Here is a 23,953-nt window from a genome sequence, read left to right as displayed (position 1 = left end):
TCAGGCAGCGTCCGAGCGGCGCCGCAATACCGCAAGCGGCTGCGCCCAGGTCGCGCCCGGCCTGCGCTTGCTCGTCACCAGGGTGAGTTCCGATGGCTGGAACACATTGATGTTGTGCGTGGCCGGCGTCGTGAGGATGTACTGCGCGCGCGTGCTCTTGAGGAAGGCGCCCACCTTGTCGATGTTGAAGATGTCGAGGTGGGCGAACGGCTCGTCGATGAAGACGAAGCCGCCGGGGCGGTCCTCGTCGCGCATGAGGGCGACGAGGAGCAGCAGCGACTTCATCACCTGCTGGCCGCCCGAAGCCTCGCCGTCGTCCATGCCGATCCAGCCCTTCTTGTCGAATTCGAAGCGCACATGCAGCGCCGCGGAAGCGAGGGCGAGGTCATCGTTGCTGAGCTCCGGCAGGTCGACTTCCACGCCGATGCCGGCGAGTTCGGCCAGGACCTTCAGGTTCTTCGCGTAACGGCGCACGGTATTGCGCAGCACCTGGATATAGGCGCCACGCGCTTCATGGGTGATACGCGAAGCGCGCTCCAGGTGCAGCCTGCGCTTTTCCAGGTCCTGCTTCAGGCCTTCGTGGTCCGAAAGCAGTTTTTCGCGCAGGGCGAGCACGCTGGGGTCCTGCTCCCAGTGACCTTCCTCGAGACGGCGCTCCACGCGCTCGATCTCGCGACGCACCGCCGCGGGCGATTCGTAGCGCTCGCGGAGCGCGGCGGTGGCGGCACGGCTGCGATGGTGCAGCGGTACGTGGGCCCGCCTGGCCCGGAACGCCTTCAACCGTTCGACCTGTTCGCCGCGCAACTGATGATGCTGCCGCACCGCGTCGGCAAGCTGCCGCTGTACGTCGCGCTGTTCGCGCGCGGAGTTGTCCCGCGCATTGGACGTCTTCAGGCGCTTCTCGCGGACCGCCTCGTAGTGCGCTTCGGCCGCGACGTGGCTGTCGGCCGTGCGCTGTACATCTTCCCGAAGCCGGGCCTGTTGCTCATGCGCCTCGGCGAATTCGTCGGCGCGATCGGCCAGCTGGCTGCTGGCGCTGGCACCGCGCAGCACGGCCTCGGCGTCGCTGGCGCGCGCAAGCGCTTCCTTGCGTTCGGTGGCGATATCGCGCAGGCGGGCTTCGATGTCGCGCAGCTTCGCCTCGCCGTCGCGCAGCTGGCGCTCGCGGGCGGACGCCCCGAAGTACATGTCGTCCACGCCGAGATGGCGTCCGCCGCGCCGTTCGCGGAAATAGCCCTGCGGCGTGATCCAGTCCTGCTCCCGGCCGAGCTTCGAGCCCTCGGTCACGTCGTCGATGCGGCGGATGCGGTCGAGGTTGCGCAGCAGCCAGTCGGGTGCGGCCGCGGAAAATGCCACCACCTCGAGCAGCGATCCGCGCGTGGCCGTTTCCGCGGGCGCGCGATCGGCCACGACGAAGTGCTTGTAGCGATGCTGCTCGCCGAGTTTCCAGGCCTTCTCGCGGTCGCGCGGATCGTCCAGCAGCACCACGTGGCGATAACCGGCAAGTATGGCTTCCACCGCCGGCTGCCAGCGCGGCTCGATGATCTCCACGATCTCGCTGAGCATGCTGTGGCGGATGCCGGCATCGTCGAGCGCCCGCCGGAAGGAAGCCTCGAAATCCGGCGTGTAACGGCGGCCGCTGCGCCATGCCGAAAGCTGGCTGGTCAGCGTCGTGAGGTCCTGCCGCAGGCGTCCTTCCTCGGCCTGCAGGTGGTTCACCAGGGCGCGCGCGTCCCGCGCGACGTCGGCGAGGCGCTCGTGGTCGGCCCCGCCCTGCGCGGCCACCATCTCGCGCAGCCGTGTCTCCTGCTTGATCAGCAGGTCGTTCTGGGCGAGTTCGGCACGAGCCGAGTCGAGGTTTTTCTGCGTTTGCTGGCGGGCGAGATCGGCTTCGTGCTGTTCGGCACGCAGCGTCTCGCCGGCGGCATCCCATTCGGATAGCTGCCGGGTGAGCTCGGCATCGCGGCGCTCCAGTTCCGCCACGCGGCGCTTCACGCCGGTAAGCTGGGGGCGCGCGCCACGGATGCCGGCACCGAGTTCAGCCAGTTCCGTGCGCGGCAGGATGTCGGATACCAGGTCGACACGCTCGGTCTTGAGCGCAGTCCATTCCTGGAAGGAGCGCGCCCGCGCTTCCGCTTCCTGAAGGCTCACGCCGATGAGCGACAGCTGGTGCTCGAGACCGTGCTGTTCGCGGTCGGCTTCCATCTGGTCGTTGCGGGCACGCTGGTAATCGTCCAGCACGGCCTTGTCGCCGAACACGTCGAACACGAGGTCCAGCAGCGCCTTCGGCGGCAGCTGGCAGAGCTTGTCGGTGGCACCTTGTTCGAGGGTAAGCACGCGGCGGATCGCCTGCGACAGGCCGGCGCCTTCGAGCCGTACGCGGTACTCGCGCAGGCCGAGGAACTCGCCCCTGGCTTCGATCTCTTCCACGCTCACGTCGCCGCCGAGCACGGCGTACTGGCGCGTCCACTCGCCACCCTTCTTCTGGATCCGGCAGGCGAGGGTGACCTCGCGATCCATCAGCGGGAAGAAAGGCCGCTCGCCGCTCGGACCCGGTGTGTTGCCCACGCGGGCGCGCAACCATGCGAACGGCTTGCCGTTGTGGCGCAGGTAGCTCTTGTAGTCGCGGTTACCCGCGCAGTCGATGGTCAGCAGGGTGCGCAGGGCGTCGAGCAGGGTGGTCTTGCCCGATCCGTTCGGGCCCACGACGGTGACGATGTTCGTGTCCAGCGGCAGGCTGAAGCGCTGCCAGTAATCCCAGTGCACGACCTCGAGGCTGCGGAAATCAAACATTGCCGTCGTCGCTCTCTGTGGGCTCAGTTTCAGAGGAATCCATGGTTGCGAAGGAAGCCACGGTTGAGGAGGAACTCGCGGTGCCCAGGAGATCGCCCAGGGCGCCGTCGAGAATGCGCCGCGCCGTGCGCTCGTAATCGAACGCGAGGTCGAGCAAGGGGCCCTCGGCCACCTCGCCCTTGCGGCGCACGATGAAACCGAGGCGGTTCAGCGTGCCCAGGTTGAAGCCGACCCGCGTCTTGCCGCCGAGCTTTTCCCCGAAGTCCGCGAGCAGCGTGCGCTCGGCGATGACGGGCGACACCGACGGATCGCGCGGGATAGGCTTTTCCTCGGCAAACATCTGGCTTTGCGAAGCGGCGGCCTCGACCTCCTGGCGTTCCACCTGGCGCTGGCGCTTGGGCAGGACGATGAGCGCCCAGATCACCACCAGCAGCGCCACGCCATCGCGGTCGAGCTGCAGCGTGTTGGAGATCCAGCTGTCGCTGCCGCCGAACACGGCGCGTTCGCTCTTCCTCGCCACGGCGAGGCCGATGTAGGCGGCGTACGGGTGTTCGCGCAACTCCAGGCCCACTGCTTCGAGGCGGCGGTCGAGCTCTTCGCGGAAGGCTTCGTCCAGCAGCGCCTTGCGCGCCTGCACGTCGTCGCGCGGAAGCCAGCGTTGGGCAAGCAGGCGGGTAACCAGGCTGGCGGTGTCGTCATGCATCGGTCGTGTCCTTCGCGGTGTCGCGCGGACGCAGGCGTCCCGCGCTCACCAGCGCGATCTGGGGCAGGTCGGTCTCGATCAGGCGCGGCTCGATCTCGAGGGCGAGCGGCAGGCGTGCGAGGTCGGCGGTGCCGCCTTCCAGTGCAGCCGATTCCGGATCGCCCAGCAGGCCGAGCAGCGAGAGCCGGTAGGCGGAGAGGGCGTAGTCGTCGCCGACCAGCGTGGCTTCCAGTTCCAGCGGCGCGCTCACGGCGGCCAGTTCGGCATGCCATTGTTCCAGGAAGCGCAGGTCTTCCTCATCCATCGGCAGGTCGGCCGTATCCGGCGGCTCCTCGGCGCCCGGAAGCGCCGTGCTCTCGGCGGCCAGCCGTTCGCGTTCGAGCAGTTCGTACTCGGCGACGTCCAGCGCGATCTGGTCGTGCACGAACGGCGCCGGCAGCGGCAGCAGGAGCTGGCCATCCTCGAACGACGCCAGGGTGTCGATGTCCTGCGCGCGCAGCCAGCCCACCAGGTCCGACGAGGACAGGCCGGTGCGGCCGAGGTGCACGCGGTGCTGGTCGATCTTGTTGAGCTCGCGCTGGAAGGTGCCGGCCTGGCGGAGCAGGGCGCTCTGTGCCCGGCCCACCGCCTGGGCGAGGCGGTGCGCGGCCGGTTCGAGGTCGTCCTTCTCCGTGATGGCGGCGACCACGCCGGTGCCTTTCTCCACCCAGGTCCACACCGAATCCAGCCGCTCGGCGGCCTGGCGGATGCGATGCTCCGAGCCGGAGAGCACGGCGCGGTCGAAGTCTTCCTTCAGCTCGGTGAGGCGCGAGAGGAGATGGCCGAGTTCGTCCACGGACACGCGGCCCACCGCCTGGCCCGCAGCGAGCTGGGCCGTGAGGTAGCCGAGGCCGTCGTCATCGTCGTTCTCGAACTCGAGCATGGCCGCCAGCGCGGCCAGCGCCTTGCGGCCGGGCGGGCCGACGCGATAACGCATCGTCTCGCCGTCGTACACGAGCAGGTCGTGGTCTTTCAGGCGTTGGACAACGGTTTCCAGCTTCACCGGATCGACGAAAGCGAGCTGGTCGCGTATTTCCTGTGGCGTCCATTCCGTGGCGTGCGCGCGGCCGCCCAGCGTGCGCAGCACGAGCAGGCGCAGCAGCACCTGTGCCTCGCTGCCATGGAACAGCGCCGAGAACGTGCGCAACAGGCCACGCCCGCGCAGGAGCGGGAAGACCATGGGCAGGTCTTCCGCGACGACGCCGTCACGGAAAAGATCCTGCAGGCGTTCGTCGTGGACGGTGGTGTCGGCCGGACCGTTCAAGGTCAGCGACGATCGACGCCGACGAAGCGGAGGAACTCGCCGCGTGTGCGCGGATCCTCGCGGAAACTGCCGAGCATCTGGCTGGTGACCATCGACACGCCGCGCTTGTGCACGCCGCGCGTGGTCATGCATTCGTGGCTGGCGTCGATCACCACGCCAACGCCGCGCGGACGCAGCGTATCCTCGATGCAACGGGCGATCTGCGCGGTGAGCTTTTCCTGTACTTGGAAGCGGCGGGCGTAACCATCCACGACGCGGGCGAGCTTGCTGATCCCCACGACGCGGTCGGTGGGCACATAGCCCACGTGAGCGCGGCCGATGATCGGGGCCATGTGGTGTTCGCAGTGGCTCTCGAACTCGATGTCGCGCAGCACGATCATCTCGTCGTAGCCTTCCACTTCCTCGAAGGTGCGGCGCAGGTAATCGGCCGGGTCTTCGTCATAGCCCCTGAACCAGTCCGAATAGGCCTTCACCACGCGCTTCGGCGTATCGAGCAGGCCTTCCCGCTTCGGGTCTTCGCCTGCCCACAAAAGCAGCGTGCGCACGGCCTCTTCGGCCTGTTCGCGGCTGACCGGACGGGACTTTGCGTCGTCGCTCATGAGAGCTGGTTCCTTCGGGTGCAAACCGGCATTGTAGCGTTGTTGGCGGCTGCAAGAGGCCCACGGGGGTAGGAGCGCGCCCCGCGCGCGCTGAGCTTTTCGCCAGGAGCATCTGGCCCTGTTGCTCTTGGCTCCAAAAGCTCAGCGCGCGCAAGGCGCGCTCCTACCTGTGGGTAAGGCGCATTTCTAACCCTCGGCGTCCTCGGAGGGGGTGTCCGTGTCGTCCAGCCCTGGTACCAGGTCTAGCAGCTCCTGGGATTCCTCGGGCCCGAGCGACTCCACGCCGCGCAGCTTGCGCTCGATGGCGCGGGTGCGGACCCCGGCCGTGTCGATGCTGTTGCGCACCGTATCCAGCTGCTTGCGGGTCTTTTCCAGCACGGTGGCGAATTTCCCGAACTCGTTCTTCACCGCGGCCAGCACGTGCCAGACCTCGGAGGACCGCTTCTCGATCGCCAGCGTGCGGAAACCCATCTGCAGGCTGTTGAGCAGGGCCGTGAGCGTGGTGGGGCCGGCCACGGTGACGCGGCATTCGCGCTGCAACTGCTCAGACAGGCCCGGCCGGCGGATCACCTCTGCGTACAGCCCTTCGGTGGGCAGGAAGAGAATGGCGAAGTCCGTGGTATGCGGCGGGGCGATGTACTTGGAGCGGATGCGCTTTGCTTCCTCACGCACGCGCAGTTCCAGGGCCTTGCCGGCCGCATGCGCGCCTTCCACGTCCGCGGCGTCCTGGGCGTCGAGCAGGCGCTGGTAGTCCTCGACCGGGTACTTGGCGTCGATGGGCAGCCAGACCGGGCTGCCCTCGTCCGCGCCCGGCAGGCGGATGGCGTACTCCACGCGTTCGGCGGAACCGGGCACGGTGGCCACGTTGCCCGCGTACTGCTCGGCGACGAGGATCTGCTCGAGCAGGGCGCCCAGTTGCACTTCGCCGAACGTGCCGCGGGTCTTCACGTTGGTCAGCACGCGCTTCAGGTCGCCCACCCCGGCAGCCAGCGCCTGCATTTCGCCAAGGCCGCGCTGCACGGCCTCCAGGCGCTCGGAAACGAGCTGGAACGACTGGCCCAGGCGCGTTTCCAGCGTGGCCTGGAGCTTCTCGTCCACGGTCGCGCGCATCTGTTCCAGCTTGGCCGCGTTGTCCTGCTGGATGGCGCCCAGCCGGGTTTCCAGCGTGGCGCGGACCTCGCCCAGGCGCTTCTCGTTTTCGCCGGTGAGGGCGGCGAAACGCTGGTCGATGAGTTCCCCGAAGCGACGCAGCGTAAGCGCGGATTCCTCGCGATTCTTGCGCGAATCGTCGGCCAGACCCTGGCGCAGCGATTGCAGGCCGTTGTCGGTGCGCTCGGCGAACTGGCCGAGGCGTTCGCCCAGTTCGCCGCGGCCCGCGCGCTGCTCCTCGCGGATCAGCGTTTCGAGGCGGCGGGTCTCGTCGCGGAGGACGTCGAAGCGGGCGGCGCTGCCGTCGTCCTGGCGGCTCCTGGACAGCAGGATGGTGAGCAGCCCAAGGCAGGCTGCGGCAAGCAGGAGCAGGACGATAAGCAGGATGGTTTCGAGCGTCATTGAGCGAGGTTACCGTGTAGGAGCGTGCCTTGCGCGTTTATGCCCGCGTCGGGTACGACAGTTTTTCGCCAGGAGCATCAGGGCCTGTTGCTCCTGGCCCCAAAAGCTGTCGCGCGCAGAGCGCGCTCCTACAGGAGCTTCGCCTTTGAGCGTCTCAGATTTCGCGATTGCCCACGATGACCACGTCGGCCGGACGCTTCGCGAACAGGCCGACGGCAACGACGCCGACGATCTGGTTGAGGTCGGCTTCCAGTTCCACGGGGTTCGTGATGCGCCAGCCGTGCACGTCGAGGATCCAGTTGCCGTTGTCGGTGACCACGCCGTCGCGCCATACCGGCTGGCCGCCGCGGGCGACGATCTCGCGCGCCACGTGGCTGCGCGCCATGGGAATCACTTCCACCGGCAGCGGGAACTTGCCCAGCACGTCGACCTGCTTGCTCGCGTCGATGATGCAGACGAAGCGGTCGGACGCCGCGGCGACGATCTTCTCGCGCGTGAGCGCGGCACCGCCGCCCTTGATCAGGCGCTTGTGCGGATCGCATTCGTCGGCGCCGTCGACATAGAGGTCGAGGCGGCCGGCAGCGTTGAGGTCGATCACGTCGATGCCGAGCTTGCGCAGGCGCGCGGAGGACGCTTCGGAGCTGGACACCGCGGCCTTGATCCGGTCGCGGTACTGGCCGAGTTCGTCGATGAAGAAGTTCACCGTGGAGCCGGTACCCACGCCGATGATGCCACCCTTGAAAGTACCGTTGCCCACGTAGCGGAAGGCGGCGGTTTCGGCGGCGAGGCGCTTCTCGTTGTCCTGGCTCATTGTTTTTCCAGCTTCAGGATGAAATCCCAGTCGCCCTTCGCCACAGGCATCACGGAAAGGCGGTTGCCCTTGCGCACCAGCGGCATGTCGGCGAGTTCGTCGTATCCCTTGAGCTCCTCGAGCGAGATGGTGCGAGTGAGCTTGCGCTCGAACTTCACGTCCACCAGCACCCATCGCGGCTGTTCGCGCGTGCTTTTCTCGTCGTAATACTTGGACTTCGGGTTGAACTGGCTTTCGTCCGGATACGCCGGCGACGCGACGGTGGCGATGCCCACGATGCCGGGCACCTCCGTGTTCGAATGGTAGAAGAAGATCTTGTCGCCGACCTTCATGCCATCGCGCATGAAATTGCGCGCCTGGTAGTTGCGCACGCCGTCCCAGGCTTCGACGCCCTTGCGTTTCAGGTCGTCTATCGAGAAGGTGTCCGGCTCGGTTTTCATGAGCCAGTACTTCACGCGTCGTCACCCGTGCAGTCGATCAGTTCCTTGTCGGTCGCGACGTAATCGAGCGAGATATCCCACTCGGCGGTCTCGATGTCGTCCAGTTCCTGGAAATCGTAGGCCACGCCGACCAGCAACGGTTGCGCCGGGCGCTTCTGCCCGCGCAGGAACTCGAAGCTGCGGTCGTAGTAGCCGCCGCCGAAACCGAGCCGATTGCCGCGGCGGTCGAAGCCGAGCAGGGGAACGAGCACGAGGTCGAGCGCGCTGGCCTCGATGATGCGTTCCGCGGCCTTCGGCTCGGGAATGCCCATCTCGTTGGCCTCGACGTCCTGGCCGGTGGTCCACGGCGCGAAGGTGAGACGGCGCTTGCCGCCGGACTTCGTGACGATGGGCAGGTAGAAGGTCTGGCCGCGTTCGGCCATGGGCGCGATGGCCATGTTGAGCGGCAATTCGCCACCGGTGGCCCAATAGCCGGCCACGTGCTTGTCGGTGAGGAATTCCGGCAACTTTTCGAGCGACTGGCGCAGCCCCTGGGCTGCCGCAACGCGTTCGGCCGGCTTCAGCTGGCGGCGGCGCTGCACGAGGTCGGCTCGCAGTTCACGTCTCTCGGGAAGCTTTGGCATGGTCGTTCAGCTGAACGGCACAGGCAAGGTCGCCGTCGAGCCGCCGCACCCGGTGCCGCGGGTGCGACGCTGACCGGCCCCTGGGGGCCGATCGGCTGGAATGGAGAGGCGTTCTCCGCGATGCCGCTGCGCACCAAACGACCTTGATCCAAAGGATCAGGTGGGAGAGCTACGCAACTTCGAGGCTTTCCGTACGAGGCGGACATGCACAACAGTCGCGAAAAGCCGACCCGGGGTCGTATGTAGGAACAAGGCAAATGTAAAGTGCGCTGGCGCACATCGCAGGGAACGCCCGGGGTCTATTTTACCGATGCGTCGAGCAGACCATCAAGCTTTCTGCGCAGGGCGGCCAGTCCGTCGGTCAGCACCTGTTCCTGCGAGTCGTGCTCCTTGCGCAGCGTGAGCAGTTCGTGAGCGATGCTCACGGCCGCCAGCACGGCGATGCGATCGAAGCCCGGCACCTTCGCATTGGACTTCAGTTCACGCATCTTGCCGTCGAGGAACTGGGCCGCGGCGATCAGGCCGGGGCGCTCCTCGGGGGCGCAGGCGATATGGAACTCGCGATCGAGCAGGCGGAGGGATACCGGTTCACTGGCAGGTGCATTCATGTGACGGATCAGCCCGTGTTCTCGAGCGCCTTCAGGCGCTGGATCATCGCTTCCACACGGCTGCGCGCCTGTTCGTTGCGTGCCATGAGTCCCGCGCGTTCGTTCGCCAGCTGTTCCTGGCTGTGCCGCAGGCTGCGGTTTTCCTCGGTAAGCCGGCGTACGGTGTCGACGAGCCGGTCGAGCGTGGCGCTCAAGGCTTCCAGTTCGGTCTTGAAGGCATCCGGGTTCGTCATGCGCGGACTATAACAGGACGTCCGGGCTTCCCGGCAGCCCGGCGGGCGCGTCCTCTGCATTAGACTTTGGTTCCAGCCCCGAGGAGTGCCCGCCATGCCGGCCAATCAGACCGTCGATCCCGAAGACATCGCCGAACTCATCGGACGCTGCAACCTGGCCACCACGGTCAGCGAATTCCATGGCTCGCTCGTGGGTTACATCAGCGCCGGCGGCCGGTTTCCGGGCGATTCACTGCTGGATGCCCTGCGCCTGGAGCCCGATCCCGTCCCCACCGCCGACGAGCAGGCGATGCTGAAGCGCCTGCGCCACCAGACCGAGGCCTGGCTGGCCGACAGCGACCTGACCTTCGGCCCCTGGCTGCCGGAGGACGACGCGCCGCTCGCTGAACGTGCCGAAAGCCTTGCCGAATGGACGCGCGGTTTCCTGGGCGGATTCGGGCTCGGCGGCTCCGTCGAAACGGCGAAAGGCCTGAGCGAGGATGCGCGCGAGGTGCTGAAGGACATGGCGACCATCGCCGCGTCCGAGTTCGAACTCGACGAGGACGTGGAGGGCGACGAGGAATCGCTTACCGAGATCGAGGAATTCGTCCGCGTGGGCGCGCTGCTGCTTCACGCCGAAGCCGGCGGCGGGAACGAGCCGTCGAGCGATACGCTGCATTGATCGCCGCGGCGGAGTATGCCCGGCGCCGCCGGGAGCTGATGCACATGGCCGGCGAGGACGCGGTCGTGATCCTCGCCGCCGCGCCCGAGCGCATGCGTAACTCGGACGCGCCCTGGCCGTACCGGCAGGACTCCGATTTCCATTACCTCACCGGCTTCGACGAGCCGGATGCCGTGCTGGCCCTGCTGCCGGGGCGCGCCCACGGCGAAAGCGTGCTGTTCTGCCGCGAGCGCGACGCCGACCGCGAACGCTGGGACGGCGAGCGCATGGGCACCGATCGTGCGGCGCGCGAGTTGCGCCTCGACGATGCCTTTCCCATCGACGACATCGACGACATCCTGCCCGGCATGATCGAAGGCAGGTCGCGGGTGTACTGCCATTTCGGCCAGGAGCCCGATTTCGACGCCCGCCTGCTCGCCTGGATGCGCCGCCTGCGCACCGCGCGGGGCGGCGGCGTGGCGCCCAAGGACCTCGTGGCTCTCGGCCATCTGTTGCACGACCTGCGCCTGTTCAAATCCCGCGACGAACTGGCCCTCATGCGCCGCTCGGCCGAAGTGGCAGGGGCCGCCCACCTCGCCGCCATGGCGACCGCCCGTCCGGGCGTGGCCGAATACGAGGTGGAGGGCGAGATCCTGCGCAGCATCCGCGGCCAGGGCGCCGTGCCGGCGTTTCCACCCACGGTGGCCGGTGGTGCCAACGCCTGCATCATGCATTACCAGGCCAACCGGGCCACGTTGCGGGATGGCGACCTGCTGCTGATCGACGCGGGCGCGGAAGTCGATTACTACGCGTCCGACATCACCCGCACGTTCCCCGTGGGTGGACGCTTCACGAGGGAGCAGCGAGCCCTCTACGAGATCGTGCACGAGGCGCAGCTGGCGGCCATCGATGCCGTGCGTCCGGGCCGTTCCTTCGGCGAAGCCCACGAGGCGGCCGTGCGGATCATCGCCGAAGGCCTCTGCGCCGTCGGCATCCTGCGCGGCGGGGCCGATCGCGTCATCGCCGAAGGCAGCTACAAGGCGTACTTCCCCAGCAAAACCGGCCACTGGCTCGGCCTCGACGTGCACGACGTCGGCGATTACCGCATCGACGGCGAACCGCGCGTCCTCGAGGAAGGCATGGTACTCACCGTCGAGCCCGGTATTTACGTGCCGCCTGGCGACAAGCGCGTGGACGAGCGCTGGCGTGGCATTGGCATCCGCATCGAGGACGACGTCGCAGTGACCAAGGGCGCCCCTGAGGTCATGACCGCGATGGTGCCCAAAGCGCCCGACGCGCTCGAGCGCTGACTTCACCGCTTCAAAGCAGGGCGAACGCGTCGCGCGTGAGGTTCTCCGGCTCGCCGGTCGTGCACACCACGTCGTCCTCGATGCGGATGCCGCCGTACTTGCGGAACGCATCCACCTTCGTCCAGTCGATGTCCGACGAGAACGGCTTGTTCTTCAACTCGGCCAGCAGCATGTCGATGAAGTAGATGCCCGGCTCGATGGTCACCACCATGCCCGGCTCGAGGTTGCGGGTGAGCCGCAGGTACGGGTGGCCGTCGGGCTTGGCGATCGTGCCGCCGGTTTCCGCCGCCTGGAAGCCCGCGACGTCGTGCACCTGCAAGCCGATGCCATGGCCGAGGCCGTGCGGGAAGAAGGCTGAGGAGACGCCGGATTCGACAGCGCTCTCCGGGCTCATGCGGATGAAGCCGTGGTCGCGCAGCACGCCGGCAAGCGCGTGGTGGGCGTGCACGTGCAGGTCGGGATAGCTCTGGCCCGCGCGCACCTTCGCCACGAAGGAACGCTCCGCGGCATCCACCGAATCGATCAGCGCCTGGAACTCCGCGGCCTGGCTGCCGGCATAAGTGCGCGTGATGTCGCTCGCGTAACCCGACGCGCTCGCGCCGGCGTCGATGAGGAACGAGCGGCTTTCCGCCGGCGCACGGCGGTCGAAGTTCGTGTAATGCAGCACCGCACCGTGTTCGTTGAGGCCGACGATGCTGGCGTAGGGAAGTTCCGCGTCGATCTGGCCCACGGCGGTGAGGTAGGCGAGGTGAATGCCCAGTTCGCTCTCGCCCTGGCGGAAAGCGCGCTCCGCGGCGCGGTGGCCGCGCGTGCCGCGGCGGCTGGCTTCGCGCATCAGCTCGAGTTCGTACGGCGTCTTGTAGGCCCGGTGGTAATGCAGGTGATCGATCACCGCCGGCGGGTTGTTCGCGCAGACTTCCTGCAGGTTGCAGTACTGGTCGCCGATGATCGCGCAGCGCGACAGCGTGGCCGGCAGCTCGGCGATGGCATCGGCGGGCTTGCGCACCACCACGATGTCGAAGTGTTCCACCCAATAGCCCGATGGCGCTTCAGGCACCACGTGCCAGTAATCGCGCGGCTGCAGGAACACCAGCTTCGGCTTCTCGCCCGGCGTGTACACCAGCCAGCTTCCCGGCGCATCGACCAGCGGCAGCCAGTGCTTGAAGTGCGGGTTGGCGATGAAGGGATAGTCCTGGTCATCGAGGAATTTCGTGATCGGGCGGCCGGCCGGGACCACCAGATGGTCGAACTTGCCGCGGGCCAGCGCGATGTCGGTGCGCTCGCGCAAGGTGGCGAGGTGCTGGGGGTAGAGCGCGGCCAGCGCGTCGTTCATGGGGAATCTCCGGAGGGACGTGGGGCAAACGCCAATGGTGCGCCTCCATCGCGCTCTAGCCAAGCCCGTAGGAGCGCGCCTTGCGCGCGACATGTCTTGAGGCCGTGACCTGGAGCTGGCGCGTGATTCCGTTGACTGGGGCGAAAAGATGTCGCGCGCAGGCGCGCTCCTACGCCTTGGCGAAGACGACGGTGTAATCGCCGGCGATGTCGCCCAGGCGATGGCGGAGGGTCGTGGCGGCGTACTCGTCGCCGCCGAGCAGGCCCCGAAGGTGCGCGCCGTAGAGAGTGATGGCGAAATGCCCCACCGCGAAATCGTGTTCCGGCGAGCGCCACAGGTGCAGGGACGTCCAGGTCGCGCAGGCGGGGCAGGCCACATAGGCGGAGTCGGGTGCGTCGCACCAGAGCACGAGGGCCTCTTCCAGGGCGTCGCTTCCTTCGTCGCCCAGCGAGAGGCTGGCGTGGCAATCCGGGCAGCGGATGGTGAAGTTGCGGTCGTAGCGGCAGAAGATGCCGTTTTCGCGACCACCGTCGACGAGCCGGGCGCCACCCTGGCCGTCCCCGCACCAGCGATGGCCGCTGGCATGCAGGCCAATGGCCTGGATCCCGGTCTCGGATACGAAGCGCTCGTCGAGCACGCGGAAGCGCGCTTCCTCGTCGCCATCGGGACGTGCCGCGATGGTTCCGTCGCCCACCAGGCGCAAGTACAGCCCCATTGCGGCGGCCGCGGCGTCGTCGCGTTCGAGGTCCGTATCGACCAGGATGGTGGTGGCGTCGCTCATGGCGAGGGATGTTGGGCTTCCGCCGGGGGCGTCGTAAAGCATGGTCTAGGGCTTCCGTTCAGTCCGCGGGTGGTCCGATCCATTCGTCGATGGCACGCACGGCGTCATCGCCGCCGGAAACGATGCGGTACCCGGACCAGAAATGTCCTGGCGAAGCCGCCGGTTCGTGCCATTGCTCCTGGATGCCGATTTCGACGCGATGATCGCGGTGCTGGGCGTCAGGCAAGGTGAAGGCCACCTGGTACACCCCGCCGTGCACCGGTGCGCTGGAAACCAGCAACATCATGCCGCTCGTCGAGAGGTTGCCGAGCTGGCCGATCACCCGCTCGCGTATCACGTCGACCACCGGGATCGGTGCGGTTGCGCTTTTGCGTGCGGCACGGCGCTGGTCGGAGGTGTTGCTCATGCGTGGCCCGCCATGCGTTCGAACGCGCCTTCACGCCGGAGGTTACGTGCCACCGCGCGCCATGCACGGTCCACGATGGACAGGCGTTGTTCCTTCCATTCGCGCACCTCCCCACTCGCGATGAGCCGGGCGAGGCGGGTGAGGTCGATGTCCTCGCCGCGGCCGCCGCGCTGGTTCACGAACAGGCAGCGTCCCGTGCCTGGCGAGAACCATGCGAGCTTGCGCAGCGCGATCGCGCCGTCCGGCTGCACGAATTCGAACCAGGTGCCGAAGCGCAGGCTGGCGAAACCGTCGTATACCGCCTGCGCAGCCGGATCGAGCGGCGTGGGCTGTACCGGGGCCACCGTTTCGCCGTGCGCCGTGCCTTCACCGAGGCGAGGCCGTTGCTTGAGACGTAGCGCGACGTCGGTAGGAGTCAGGCCGGCATTCGCCTGCCGGCCGGGCGGCTCGAAGACGCCGGCGGCCACCTGCGCCGCTTCGGCAGCGTGCATGCCCAGGTGCTCCAGGCCGCGTTCGACGTCCTGGCGCAGCTTCTGCGGATCGGTGATGGGGCGCCTGCCCAACAGCTGGTCGGTCACGCCCAGGCAGTAAAGGAAAGCTTCGCCATTCTCCCCGCCGCGCAGGATGTGCAGGGCGAGTACGTCCGCCCAGGTCCGTTCGAGCAGGATGCGCAGCACGCCGCGCGGCGCGGCGCCGCGCACCATGTGCTCGTTCATGATTTCGGTGGCACGTTGGCGCGCGCGCTCGAGGCGGTCGCGGCCTTCCATCGCCTCGATCTGGCGGCGTTCGGCCACGTGCGCCTTGCGCGAGAGCAGCGCGATCTGCTGCTCGATGTCGGCGCGCCACGCGGGATCGATCACCTGCGCGTGGCTGGCCTCGACCACCAGCCGTTCGAGGCGGTCGACCAGTGCGGCATCCGGCTCGCCTTCCGCCGGATCGAGCCAGTGCTGCGCCGCTTCGCCCACCGTGTCGAGCAGCTGGCGCGCAGGGTGTTCGGCCTGGTCGAAGAAGCCGCGGTCGTTCACCGCGGCGCGCAGCATGGGCCACTGCAGGCCGCCGAGCACCGCGCGTCCGGGGCTCGTCTCGGCGATCTGCTGCCCAAGGCTCTGGAACAGCATCGCGGTGAGTTCCACCGTATCGTCCTGCTCGATGGTGAGTTCGGCGGGCGGCGAGCCGGCGGGACGGCCGAGATTGAGCTGGTGGATCAGTTCCTCACGCAGTGCCTGCGCACTGCGGATCTCGCGCTGGGCGGCGTCGGCCACCTCGGTCACGTGCCCTTGCAGGGCGAGCAGCGCCGTCTGCAGTTCGTCGTCCGAGGCCAGCCGGCCGGGCGCGAAGCCCGCGCCGCGGCCGGTCTGTACGCGACTGGCGAGCAGGGCGCGCAGCCCTTCGAGTACGCCGATATGCCCCTCGACCGTCGTCGTGACGGGTGCGGCCGCCGCCCCCGGTGTTTCCGGTAACGCCCCCTCCGCGCCTTTCGCACGCCGGTCCGAGGCGGGCGTCGCCGCGACGCGTACGTTCGGATACACACGAAAGCCCGGGAGGATGCCGCGCGTGCGGTAGTGCTCATTGAGCGCGCCGTAGAAGGCTTCGCCACGACCCAGTACGTGTGCGTCGATCGCCTGGAACAGCAACAGGCGATGCGCCACGGAGAGAGGCATCGGCGTCACCGCGGCCTCGAGCGCGGCAGTGAGCGCGCGTGGACCCGCCGGCAGCGCCTCTCCCTCCAGGGGCGCCGTGCCCGCGAGTACCGCCAGGCGGTAGCCGAGTTCGAACAGGCTGCTGGCGCTGCGCGCCTCGCAGCGCGCGGCCATGCTCGCCAGGGCGTCGGCCTGCTCCTGCTCCTCGGGATCGACGAGACTGAGGGTGATGGGTTCGGCTCCCGTGCCGGACTTACCGCCGGGCGCCGCGCCCAGGTGACGGAAGCGGTCCGAGAGGTACGCGGCGAAGCGGTTGCGGAAGCCGGGACCCTCGCGCTCCACGATGCCGCGGCTTTCGAAACAGGCTTGCTGTTCGAGATGATTGCGGCTCGCTTCGGCGGCGGCAAAAAGACGCCGGTCCACATCGCGCAGCGCTTCGCGCAGCGGCATGTCGAGCCAGGTGAGGCACAGCGACAGCCCCTGCTGCGCTTCGCGTTCGGCACGCGGCGACAGGGCGACGGGATGCGGTCCCGTCCGGCCGTACGGCGGCTGCGTGCCTGCACTCATTCCGGAGGTTCTCCCAACCTTGCAAGCCGAGTTTAGGTGGCCGTACGGCGGCCGCGCCAGCGTACAGACGGCTCGCTTATGGCTTAGGGCGATTGGAATAGGTGTCGCGGGAAGACAGGCTGTGGAAAGACAGTCAGGCCATGAACGCTTCGATGACGTCGTTCAGGAAACGCTGCCCCAGCGCCGTGGTTTTCAGCAGGGCCGGGTCGTCCACCAGCCAGCCGCGTGCCTTGCACGTGGCCAGGCCGGAGGCGATCGTGTCCAGCGGCAGCCCAGTGCGCTCGGCGAAATCGGTCACCGGGACGCCGTGGATCAGGCGCAAGGCGTTGAGCATGTATTCGAACGGAAGGTCGGCCGTGGCCACCGGGCCGTCGCCGCCGATCCGGGATGGCTGGCCCGCGCTGGCCAGGAAGGCAGCCGGGAGCCGGGTCTTCCAACGCCGGCGCACGCCGGCGGCGCCGCTGATCTTGCCGTGCGCGCCCGCACCGATGCCAAGGTAATCCCCGAAGCGCCAGTAATTGAGATTGTGCGCGCAACGCCGTCCAGGCCGGGCATAGGCGGACACCTCGTACTGCCCGTAGCCCGCTTCGGCCAGCCGCGCCTCGCAGGCTTCCTGGATCGCCCACGCTTCATCGTCGTCAGGCAGCGGTGGCGGGTTCGCGGCAAAGGCGGTATTCGGCTCCAGGGTGAGCTGGTAGTGCGAGACATGCGCCGGTGCCAGCGCGACCGCGCGCGCCACGTCATCGAGCGCGCCGGACAGGGTCTGCTCCGGCAGGGCATACATCAGGTCGATGTTGATGTTGTCGATACCGGCGTCCTGCGCCTCGCGCACGGCGTTCGCGGCGTCGTTGGAAGAGTGGATGCGCCCGAGGCGGCGCAGCTTGTCGTCGTCGAAGCTCTGCACGCCGAACGAAATACGGTTCACTCCCGCGGCGAGGTAACCATCGAAACGTCCGTGCTCGACGGTGCCGGGGTTGGTTTCCAGCGTGACCTCGGCAGCGTCGGCGAAGCGCAGGCGCTCGCGCGCGCCATCGAGGAAGCGGCCGACCAGTTCGGGCGAGAACAGGCTTGGCGTGCCGCCACCGAAGAAGACGGTTTCCACCGTGCGGCCGTGCACCGCCTCGCCGAAGTCGCGCAAGTCCGCGTCGAGATCGGCGAGCAATGCATCGACGTACGCCGCGTATTCGGGCGTGCCGCGCACCCCATGCGAGTTGAAATCGCAGTACGGGCATTTGCGCACGCACCACGGCATGTGGACGTACAGCGACAGCGGCGGCGGCAACAGCATCATGCGAATTCGACGAGACGGGCCTTGAGCAGCGCCAGGGCCTGGCCGCGATGGCTCAGGCGGTTCTTGAGCTCGGGGTTGAGCTCCGCGGCGGACAGCTCGTAGCCGTCGGGCAGGAACAGCGGGTCGTACCCGAAACCGCCGGTACCACGCTCCGCCTCCAGGATACGGCCGTGCCAGCGTGCTTCCGCGATAATCGGCGCCGGATCGTCCGCACGGCGCAGCAGCACGAGGACGGCGATGAAGTGCGCTTTGCGCCGTTCCGCGGGGACGCCGTCGAGTTCGTGCAGCAGCTTCGCTCGGTTGGCGGCGTTGTCGCCGTGCTTGCCGGCATAACGCGCGGCGTAAAGGCCGGGCGCTCCGTCAAGCGCGTCAACGCAGATGCCGGAGTCGTCGGCGAGCGACGGCAGCCCGGTGGCGCGTGCGGCATGCCGCGCCTTGATGAGCGCGTTTTCGATGAAGGTGAGGCCGGTCTCGTCGGCGTCGTCCACACCGAGCGAGCTCTGCGCGACGAGTTCCAGGGCGCTGCCGGCCAGCAGCTGTTCCAGTTCGACCCGTTTGCCCGCGTTGCCGGAGGCGAGGACGATGCGCATCGTTCAGAGTCCCTCGGAGAATTCGGGCGCGTAGCTCACGCGCCCGCGGTAGTCGCCCAGGCCGTCCACCGTGAGCGCCAGCACCTGGAACGCGTTGCCGCCCTGGAAGGCGTCGTGCAGGCCGTACGCGGAGGCCTTGGCGAAACCGAAGCTCGCGTAATACGCGGGCGAGCCGAGCACGAAGATGGCGCGCGCGTCGCGCACGAAGCAGGCGCCGATGCCTTCCTCGATGAGCGCGCGCCCGATGCCCTGGCGCTGCCGCTCCGGCAGCACCGCGATGGGCGCCAGCCCCAGTGCCTTGCCGTCGTCGCCTTCCTCCACCGTCACCGGCGAGAACATCACGTGACCGAGCACCGCATCGTCATCGTCCACCGCAACCAGCGAGATCGTGTCGCGACCGGCCTCGACCAGGCGCTTCACCAGGTTGGCTTCCGCGTCGCGGCGGAACGCCGCGCGGTGTACGGCCACGATGGCATCCAGGTCGGCGGCGGTCGCGGCGCGGACGTCGCTCACGGCGCCGCCTCGATCGCGGCGCGCTGCGCGGCGACCAGTTCCGTGATGCCCTTGCTGGCGAGGTCGAGCAGCGCGTCCATCTCGTCGCGCCGGAAGGCATGGCCCTCGGCCGTGCCCTGGACCTCGATGAACCCGCCGCCGTCGTTCATCACCACGTTCATGTCGGTGTCGCAGTTCGAGTCCTCGGCGTAGTCGAGGTCGAGCACGGGCAGGCCCTTGTAGACGCCTACCGACACGGCGGCGATGGCGCCGAGGATCGGGTTGCGCTTGATCGCGTTGCGCTTCGTGAGCGTCGCCACGGCATCGACCAGCGCCACGTACGCGCCGGTGATGGCGGCCGTGCGCGTGCCGCCGTCGGCCTGGATGACGTCGCAGTCGAGGGTGATCACGCGCTCGCCAAGCGCGGCGCGGTCCACGCAGGCGCGCAGGGAGCGGCCGATCAGGCGCTGGATTTCCATGGTGCGGCCGCCCTGGCCGCCGCGCGCTGCCTCGCGCTGGGTGCGCTCGGTGGTGGCGCGGGGCAGCATGCCGTATTCGGCGGTGACCCAGCCTTCGCCCTTCCCGCGCAGCCAGGGCGGCACGCGCTCTTCCACCGACGCGGTGCACAGGACCTTGGTGTCGCCGAAGGACACCAGCACGGAGCCCTCCGCGTGGCGGGTGTAATGACGTTCGATGCTGACGGCGCGCAACTGGTCGGCGGCGCGTCCGCTAGGGCGGGTTGAGGTCATGGGGGGCCTGATTTGGGCACGGGCGGTGGGTCAGTTTACCATTGCCCTCCTTTCCCGACGCGCATGCCGCGAGGCCATCGATGATCCGCAGCATGACCGCCTATGCCTCCGCCGAACACGCCGGCCCCTCCGGCACGCTCACCTGCGAGCTGCGCACGGTCAATCATCGCTACCTCGAGATCAGCCCGCGCCTGCCCGACGAGATGCGCAGCTTCGAGAGCGCCCTGCGCGAGCGCATCGCCGCCCGCCTGTCGCGCGGCAAGGTCGACGTCACCGTGCGCCTGCGGGCCGACGCGGGCTCCGGCGAGGGCCTGCGCATCAACGGCTCCATGCTCTCGCGCCTGTCCGAACTGGCGTTGGACCTCGAACAGCGCTTCCCGCGCATGCAGGTGCAATTCACCGAGCTGCTCCGCTTCCCTGGCGTGCTCCAGCAGCCCGAAGCGGACGCCGATGCGCTGCAGGCCGCCCTGCTGGACGTGCTCGACAGGGCGCTCGCGGCGCTCGGCGACACGCGTGGCCGCGAGGGCAGCAAGCTCGGCGAGATGCTGCGCGAGCGCCTCGACGGCGTCGAGAAGATCGTGACCGACGTCCGCGGCTGGCTCCCGGAGATCCGCACGGCGCTGCGCGCCCGCCTCGAGGCCCGCCTTGCCGATATCCGCCAGCCGGCCGATCCCGGCCGCCTCGAGCAGGAACTGGTCCTGCAGATCACCCGCATGGACGTGGACGAGGAGCTCGACCGCCTCGCCACCCATATCTCCGAAGCGCGCCGCGTGCTGGCCCTGAAGGAACCGGTCGGCCGGCGCCTCGACTTCCTCATGCAGGAATTCAACCGCGAGGCGAACACGCTGGGCTCGAAGTCGGTCGATTCGCGCACCACCAATGCCGCGGTGGAACTGAAGGTCCTGATCGAGCAGATGCGCGAGCAGGTTCAGAACATCGAATGATGTCTCTGGCGCGAGACTCGGGGCGGAGTTGGCGCGTTGCCCGGGAAAATGTGAAGATTGACGGTCAATGGCAGTCCTCGCCATGCCACTGACCCGCAAAATACCTTGAAAACCCCGCAAGGCCTGCAGCCGTTGATCGACGACGGCATCATTGATGACGTGCTCCGGCCACTCAAGAGCGGCAAGGAGGCGGCGGTGTACGTTGTCCGTAGCGGCCACGACATACGCTGCGCCAAGGTCTACAAAGACATGGCCCACCGTAGCTTTCAGCAACGCGTGCAGTATCAGGAAGGCCGCAAGGTAAGCAGCAGTCGCGAGGCACGTGCCATCGGCAAGGGCAGCAAGTACGGGTGCAAGCAACAGGAAGTCGCCTGGAAGAACGCTGAGGTCGATGCGCTTTACCAGCTGCGCGAGGCTGGCGTTCGCGTGCCCGAGCCGTTCGGCTATTTCCACGGCGTGCTGGTGATGGAACTGGTCACGGACGCCGATGGCCTTTCCGCGCCCCGCCTGGATGATGTCGATCTCAGCGCCGACGATGCGCGTGAATGCCACCGCATACTTATGCAGCAGGTCGTGCTGATGCTGTGTGCGGGATTGATCCACGGCGATCTTTCCGCGTACAACGTCCTTATCGGCCCGGATGGCCCCGTAGTGATCGATTTTCCGCAGGTCGTCAGTGCTGCGGGAAACAATGCGGCCCGCACGATGCTGCTGCGCGACGTCAACAATCTTACCGCTTACCTTGGACGCTCGGCGCCCGAGCTGCTGGACACCTGGTATGGCGAGGAAATGTGGGCCTTGTTACAGGCCGGCGAGCTTCGCACCGATACAGAGTTGACAGGTCATTTCGAGCCGGATGAGTCCGAGGTGGATGTCGACAGCATCCGGCAGTCCATTGACGATGCCCGCGAAGAAGCGCTCATACGCCAACAGGGCCGCGAGGCGGCGGAAGAAGGCTAGGGCCTGTTCCTTGGCATAATGCCCGCAACATCGAGTGTGCAACGGCTGCTCGCCAATCGTCTCGCGATTCATCCACGTGGAACTACTGATATGCCATCGCCCGCCGGTGCGACCCTGTTCGCACACGTTGATCGCCTTCTAGCCGATGCGTTCGCCGCATGTGGCCTGGAAACCGAAGGCGTTCGAGCCGTGCCGGCGCAGCGGCCCGAGCTTGGCGACCTTCAATGCAACGCCATCATGGCGCTCGCCGGCCGACTGAAGCGCCCGCCTCGTGAATTGGCGGAAGCCGTGGTCGCGAAGCTTCAACCGCTGGACGACTTCGCGGACGTCAGCGCCGCGGGGCCCGGTTTCATCAATATCAAGCTCTCCAACCGCCTGCTCTCGCATTTCGCGAGCGTGCAGGCTGCCGCGCCGCGCGGCGGCATCGTGGCCCAGACGCCGGAGACGATCGTCATCGACTTCGGCGGCCCGAACGTCGCCAAGCCGCTGCACGTCGGTCACCTCCGTTCCCTCGTGCTGGGCGAGAGCCTGCGGCGCATCCTCCAGGCGCAGGGACATCGGGTCATCGGCGACGTGCATCTCGGCGACTGGGGCCTGCAGATGGGCATGCTGATCTCCGAGGCGCTCGTGCTCTGGCCCGAACTCGGCGAAGACGGCCCCTGGCGAGAGGCGCCACCGTTCGACATGCAGACCTTGCAGGAGCTCTATCCGCGCGTGGCAGCCGCGTGTAAGGCCGATCCCGCGCGCATGGCCGGGGCGCGCGCCGCCACGGCCGAGCTGCAGATGGGAAGCGAACGGCACATGCGGATCTGGGAAGTGATCCGCCGTGTGTCGCTGGAAGCGCAGGCGCGCGACTTCGCCACGCTCGATGCGCATTTCGACGAACTGCTGGGCGAAAGCCACGTGCAGCCGTTGATTCCGGACATGGTCGCCGATCTCGTCGCCCGTGGCGTGGCGGTTCGCAGCGACGGCGCGCTGGTGATCGAGGTGGCCCGGGACGATGACGAATCGCCGATGCCGCCGCTGCTCCTCGAAAAATCCGACGGAGCATCCCTCTATGCAACCACCGATCTCGCAACCATCGTCGACCGCCAGCGCCGGCACCATCCGGCCCGCATCGTCTACGTCGTCGATCAGCGCCAGTCATTGCATTTCGCCCAGGTCTTCCGCGCCGCCAGGGCGGCCGGATTCGCCGGCGAAACCGAACTGATCCACGTCGGCTTCGGTACCGTGAACGGCGCCGACGGCAAGCCGTACAAGACGCGCGACGGCGGCGTGGCGCAATTGCGCGACCTGCTCGCCGATGCGCTGGACAAGGCGCGGGCGCGGCAGGAACAAAGCGACCCCGCACTCGCGGCGGCTATCGGTATCGCCGCGGTGAAATTCGCCGACCTTTCGACTTATCGCACGTCGGGGTATGTGTTCGACGCGGAACGGATGGTTTCCTTCGAAGGCCGCACCGGTCCCTATGTGCAGTACGCCTGTGTCCGCATCTCCTCGATCCTGGAGAAGGCTGCCCGCGAAGGCGCCGTGTCCGGGGCCATCGACGTGCGCGAACAAAGCGAGCGTCAGCTGGTGCTGCTGTGTGCGAGGTTCCCGGAGGTGGTCGAATCGTCGGCCTCGCGTTACGCCCCGAACGACATAGCCGACTTCGCCTATGACCTCGCACAGGCATTCAGTCGCTTCTACGCCGAGTGCCCCGTGCTCGGCGCTTCGGACACGAAGGCACGCGAATCGCGGTTGGCACTTGCCGAACTGACGTTGGGCGTCCTCACCGTTGCCCTGGACCTGCTCGGCATCCGCGTCCCCAACCGCATGTAACACACCAAGAACCGCCCTGTAGGAGCGCGCCTTGCGCGCGACCGCCTTTCGCATCGGTTGACCCGCTTGCGCGTGCCCATGTCTTAAGCGGCTTCGCCGCAGGGAGCGTTGACCCCCGGCTCGGCTGTTCGCCATCGCATTTTGCTTGAGCGTGGCGGCGGGTCGCCGGTGGCTGCCGTTTTTCTCGCTAAGTCCTCGTCCGGCCTACGCCTCCCTGCGGAATCGCTCCAAAAACGGCAGCCACCGGCTCCTCCCAACACAGCGGACGCATGCGGCAAAAGCCAAAGCAACGGCGCGCCCGCTTTGGCGACCACACCGCACGCCGTCCTGTAGGAGCGCGCCTTGCGCGCGACATCTTTTCGCGACCACCTACACGTACGCACTGAGCGTTTTCGCAACCCTGCAGCAAGAGTCACTAGGCTCCCGCCTTCGCGGGAGCGACGGGTAGGAAGGGAGGCGACATCGTGTAGGTCGCGCGTCGCGGGCGATTCCCGCAGCGCGTGCGCACACGCGCGCGTCGTTTGAGTTACGTCGTACAGACAAGCCCCAACTCACTTGCTATGTTCGGCCCGTTGCCTGCACTTCTGATCAAAGGGCGTCGCAGGCAACCATCGCATCGAAGCGGTGAGAGCGCGGCCCAAGGGTGCAGCAAACACCCAGGGGCCGCTGACCTGACCAACTACATAACAGTTGATGAGGCTGCAGCCATGGTAAATCACTCGCTCGCCCGCCGGTTCCCCACCGGCGGCACCTTCACCGGTTACC

23 protein-coding genes and 1 other RNA gene are annotated in these 23,953 nt (G+C 67.7%); 5 read left to right on the top strand and 19 right to left on the bottom strand.

Annotated elements, in window-relative coordinates; genetic code table 11:
• The 11 genes from ACR9ZH_RS11975 to ACR9ZH_RS11925 form a co-directional block, all read right to left on the bottom strand.
• Positions 1-2,793, bottom strand: a complete 2,793-nt coding sequence (locus ACR9ZH_RS11975; protein WP_481290972.1) for an AAA family ATPase — start codon at positions 2,791-2,793, stop codon at positions 1-3.
• Positions 2,786-3,496 (bottom strand): hypothetical protein, encoded by a 711-nt coding sequence (locus tag ACR9ZH_RS11970; RefSeq protein ID WP_481290971.1) that lies wholly within the window; start codon positions 3,494-3,496, stop codon positions 2,786-2,788. The genes ACR9ZH_RS11975 and ACR9ZH_RS11970 overlap by 8 nt, the downstream gene beginning before the upstream one ends.
• Positions 3,489-4,799 carry a hypothetical protein gene (locus tag ACR9ZH_RS11965; protein ID WP_481290970.1) on the bottom strand — a complete coding sequence of 437 codons (1,311 nt, stop codon included), beginning with the start codon at positions 4,797-4,799 and terminating at the stop codon, positions 3,489-3,491. Before ACR9ZH_RS11965 ends, ACR9ZH_RS11970 begins: the two co-directional genes overlap by 8 nt.
• Positions 4,800-4,801: 2 nt before the next feature.
• Positions 4,802-5,398 (bottom strand): GTP cyclohydrolase I FolE, encoded by a 597-nt coding sequence (gene folE, locus ACR9ZH_RS11960; RefSeq protein WP_481290969.1) that lies wholly within the window; start codon positions 5,396-5,398, stop codon positions 4,802-4,804.
• Positions 5,399-5,584: 186 nt separating this feature from the next.
• Positions 5,585-6,949 (bottom strand): DNA recombination protein RmuC, encoded by a 1,365-nt coding sequence (locus ACR9ZH_RS11955; RefSeq protein WP_481290968.1) that lies wholly within the window; start codon positions 6,947-6,949, stop codon positions 5,585-5,587.
• Between the two features lie 154 nt (positions 6,950-7,103).
• Positions 7,104-7,760 carry a ribose-5-phosphate isomerase RpiA gene (rpiA, locus tag ACR9ZH_RS11950; RefSeq protein WP_481290967.1) on the bottom strand — a complete coding sequence of 219 codons (657 nt, stop codon included), beginning with the start codon at positions 7,758-7,760 and terminating at the stop codon, positions 7,104-7,106.
• Positions 7,757-8,200 carry an EVE domain-containing protein gene (locus ACR9ZH_RS11945; RefSeq protein ID WP_481290997.1) on the bottom strand — a complete coding sequence of 148 codons (444 nt, stop codon included), beginning with the start codon at positions 8,198-8,200 and terminating at the stop codon, positions 7,757-7,759. Before ACR9ZH_RS11945 ends, rpiA begins: the two co-directional genes overlap by 4 nt.
• Before the next feature lie 11 nt (positions 8,201-8,211).
• The gene (locus tag ACR9ZH_RS11940) at positions 8,212-8,823 is read right to left on the bottom strand and encodes a 5-formyltetrahydrofolate cyclo-ligase (protein WP_481290966.1); all 612 of its coding nucleotides are present in this window, start codon (positions 8,821-8,823) and stop codon (positions 8,212-8,214) included.
• A 108-nt stretch (positions 8,824-8,931) separates the two neighbouring features.
• Positions 8,932-9,114, bottom strand: a non-coding RNA gene (gene ssrS, locus ACR9ZH_RS11935) — 6S RNA.
• Between the two features lie 8 nt (positions 9,115-9,122).
• On the bottom strand, positions 9,123-9,431 hold the full coding sequence (locus tag ACR9ZH_RS11930; protein ID WP_481290965.1) for a cell division protein ZapA: 309 nt from the start codon (positions 9,429-9,431) through the stop codon (positions 9,123-9,125).
• Positions 9,432-9,439: 8 nt separating this feature from the next.
• Positions 9,440-9,664 (bottom strand): TIGR02449 family protein, encoded by a 225-nt coding sequence (locus ACR9ZH_RS11925; protein ID WP_036116258.1) that lies wholly within the window; start codon positions 9,662-9,664, stop codon positions 9,440-9,442.
• A 94-nt stretch (positions 9,665-9,758) separates the two neighbouring features.
• On the opposite strand from ACR9ZH_RS11925, the gene ACR9ZH_RS11920 reads away from it, so the two are divergent.
• Complete coding sequence (locus ACR9ZH_RS11920; RefSeq protein WP_481290964.1) at positions 9,759-10,325, top strand: UPF0149 family protein; 567 nt, start codon at positions 9,759-9,761, stop codon at positions 10,323-10,325.
• The gene (locus ACR9ZH_RS11915) at positions 10,322-11,614 is read left to right on the top strand and encodes an aminopeptidase P N-terminal domain-containing protein (RefSeq protein ID WP_481290963.1); all 1,293 of its coding nucleotides are present in this window, start codon (positions 10,322-10,324) and stop codon (positions 11,612-11,614) included. The genes ACR9ZH_RS11920 and ACR9ZH_RS11915 overlap by 4 nt, the downstream gene beginning before the upstream one ends.
• A 10-nt stretch (positions 11,615-11,624) precedes the next feature.
• On the opposite strand, the gene pepQ is transcribed toward ACR9ZH_RS11915, so the two are convergent.
• The 8 genes from pepQ to rph form a co-directional block, all read right to left on the bottom strand.
• Entirely contained in the window at positions 11,625-12,947 is a 1,323-nt protein-coding gene (pepQ, locus tag ACR9ZH_RS11910) for a Xaa-Pro dipeptidase (protein WP_481290962.1), read from the bottom strand.
• A 169-nt stretch (positions 12,948-13,116) separates the two neighbouring features.
• Positions 13,117-13,728: a hypothetical protein gene (locus ACR9ZH_RS11905; protein ID WP_481290961.1), complete on the bottom strand. Its 612-nt coding sequence runs from the start codon at positions 13,726-13,728 to the stop codon at positions 13,117-13,119.
• A 58-nt stretch (positions 13,729-13,786) separates the two neighbouring features.
• Entirely contained in the window at positions 13,787-14,134 is a 348-nt protein-coding gene (locus ACR9ZH_RS11900) for a PilZ domain-containing protein (RefSeq protein ID WP_481290960.1), read from the bottom strand.
• Positions 14,131-16,341: a DUF1631 family protein gene (locus ACR9ZH_RS11895; RefSeq protein WP_481290959.1), complete on the bottom strand. Its 2,211-nt coding sequence runs from the start codon at positions 16,339-16,341 to the stop codon at positions 14,131-14,133. Before ACR9ZH_RS11895 ends, ACR9ZH_RS11900 begins: the two co-directional genes overlap by 4 nt.
• 133 nt (positions 16,342-16,474) lie before the next feature.
• Positions 16,475-17,632, bottom strand: coding sequence for a radical SAM family heme chaperone HemW (gene hemW, locus ACR9ZH_RS11890; protein WP_481290958.1), 1,158 nt, complete (start codon positions 17,630-17,632; stop codon positions 16,475-16,477).
• On the bottom strand, positions 17,629-18,222 hold the full coding sequence (gene rdgB / locus ACR9ZH_RS11885; protein WP_481290957.1) for an RdgB/HAM1 family non-canonical purine NTP pyrophosphatase: 594 nt from the start codon (positions 18,220-18,222) through the stop codon (positions 17,629-17,631). The genes hemW and rdgB overlap by 4 nt, the downstream gene beginning before the upstream one ends.
• A gap of 3 nt (positions 18,223-18,225) precedes the next feature.
• Entirely contained in the window at positions 18,226-18,735 is a 510-nt protein-coding gene (locus ACR9ZH_RS11880; protein ID WP_481290956.1) for a GNAT family N-acetyltransferase, read from the bottom strand.
• Complete coding sequence (gene rph / locus ACR9ZH_RS11875) at positions 18,732-19,463, bottom strand: ribonuclease PH (protein ID WP_481290955.1); 732 nt, start codon at positions 19,461-19,463, stop codon at positions 18,732-18,734. Before rph ends, ACR9ZH_RS11880 begins: the two co-directional genes overlap by 4 nt.
• Positions 19,464-19,543: 80 nt before the next feature.
• Here rph and ACR9ZH_RS11870 point away from each other — a divergent pair, with 80 nt between their 5' ends.
• From ACR9ZH_RS11870 to argS, 3 genes are all read left to right on the top strand, one after another.
• Complete coding sequence (locus tag ACR9ZH_RS11870) at positions 19,544-20,407, top strand: YicC/YloC family endoribonuclease (RefSeq protein WP_481290954.1); 864 nt, start codon at positions 19,544-19,546, stop codon at positions 20,405-20,407.
• 105 nt (positions 20,408-20,512) lie between these two features.
• Entirely contained in the window at positions 20,513-21,367 is an 855-nt protein-coding gene (locus ACR9ZH_RS11865) for a PA4780 family RIO1-like protein kinase (protein ID WP_481290996.1), read from the top strand.
• A 90-nt stretch (positions 21,368-21,457) separates the two neighbouring features.
• Positions 21,458-23,188 (top strand): arginine--tRNA ligase, encoded by a 1,731-nt coding sequence (gene argS / locus ACR9ZH_RS11860; protein ID WP_481290953.1) that lies wholly within the window; start codon positions 21,458-21,460, stop codon positions 23,186-23,188.
• The last annotated feature ends 765 nt before the right edge of the window (positions 23,189-23,953 follow it).

The organism is Luteibacter sp. SVR4-7G, from assembly GCF_056755555.1.
This window is presented reverse-complemented; position numbering and strand designations above follow the sequence as displayed.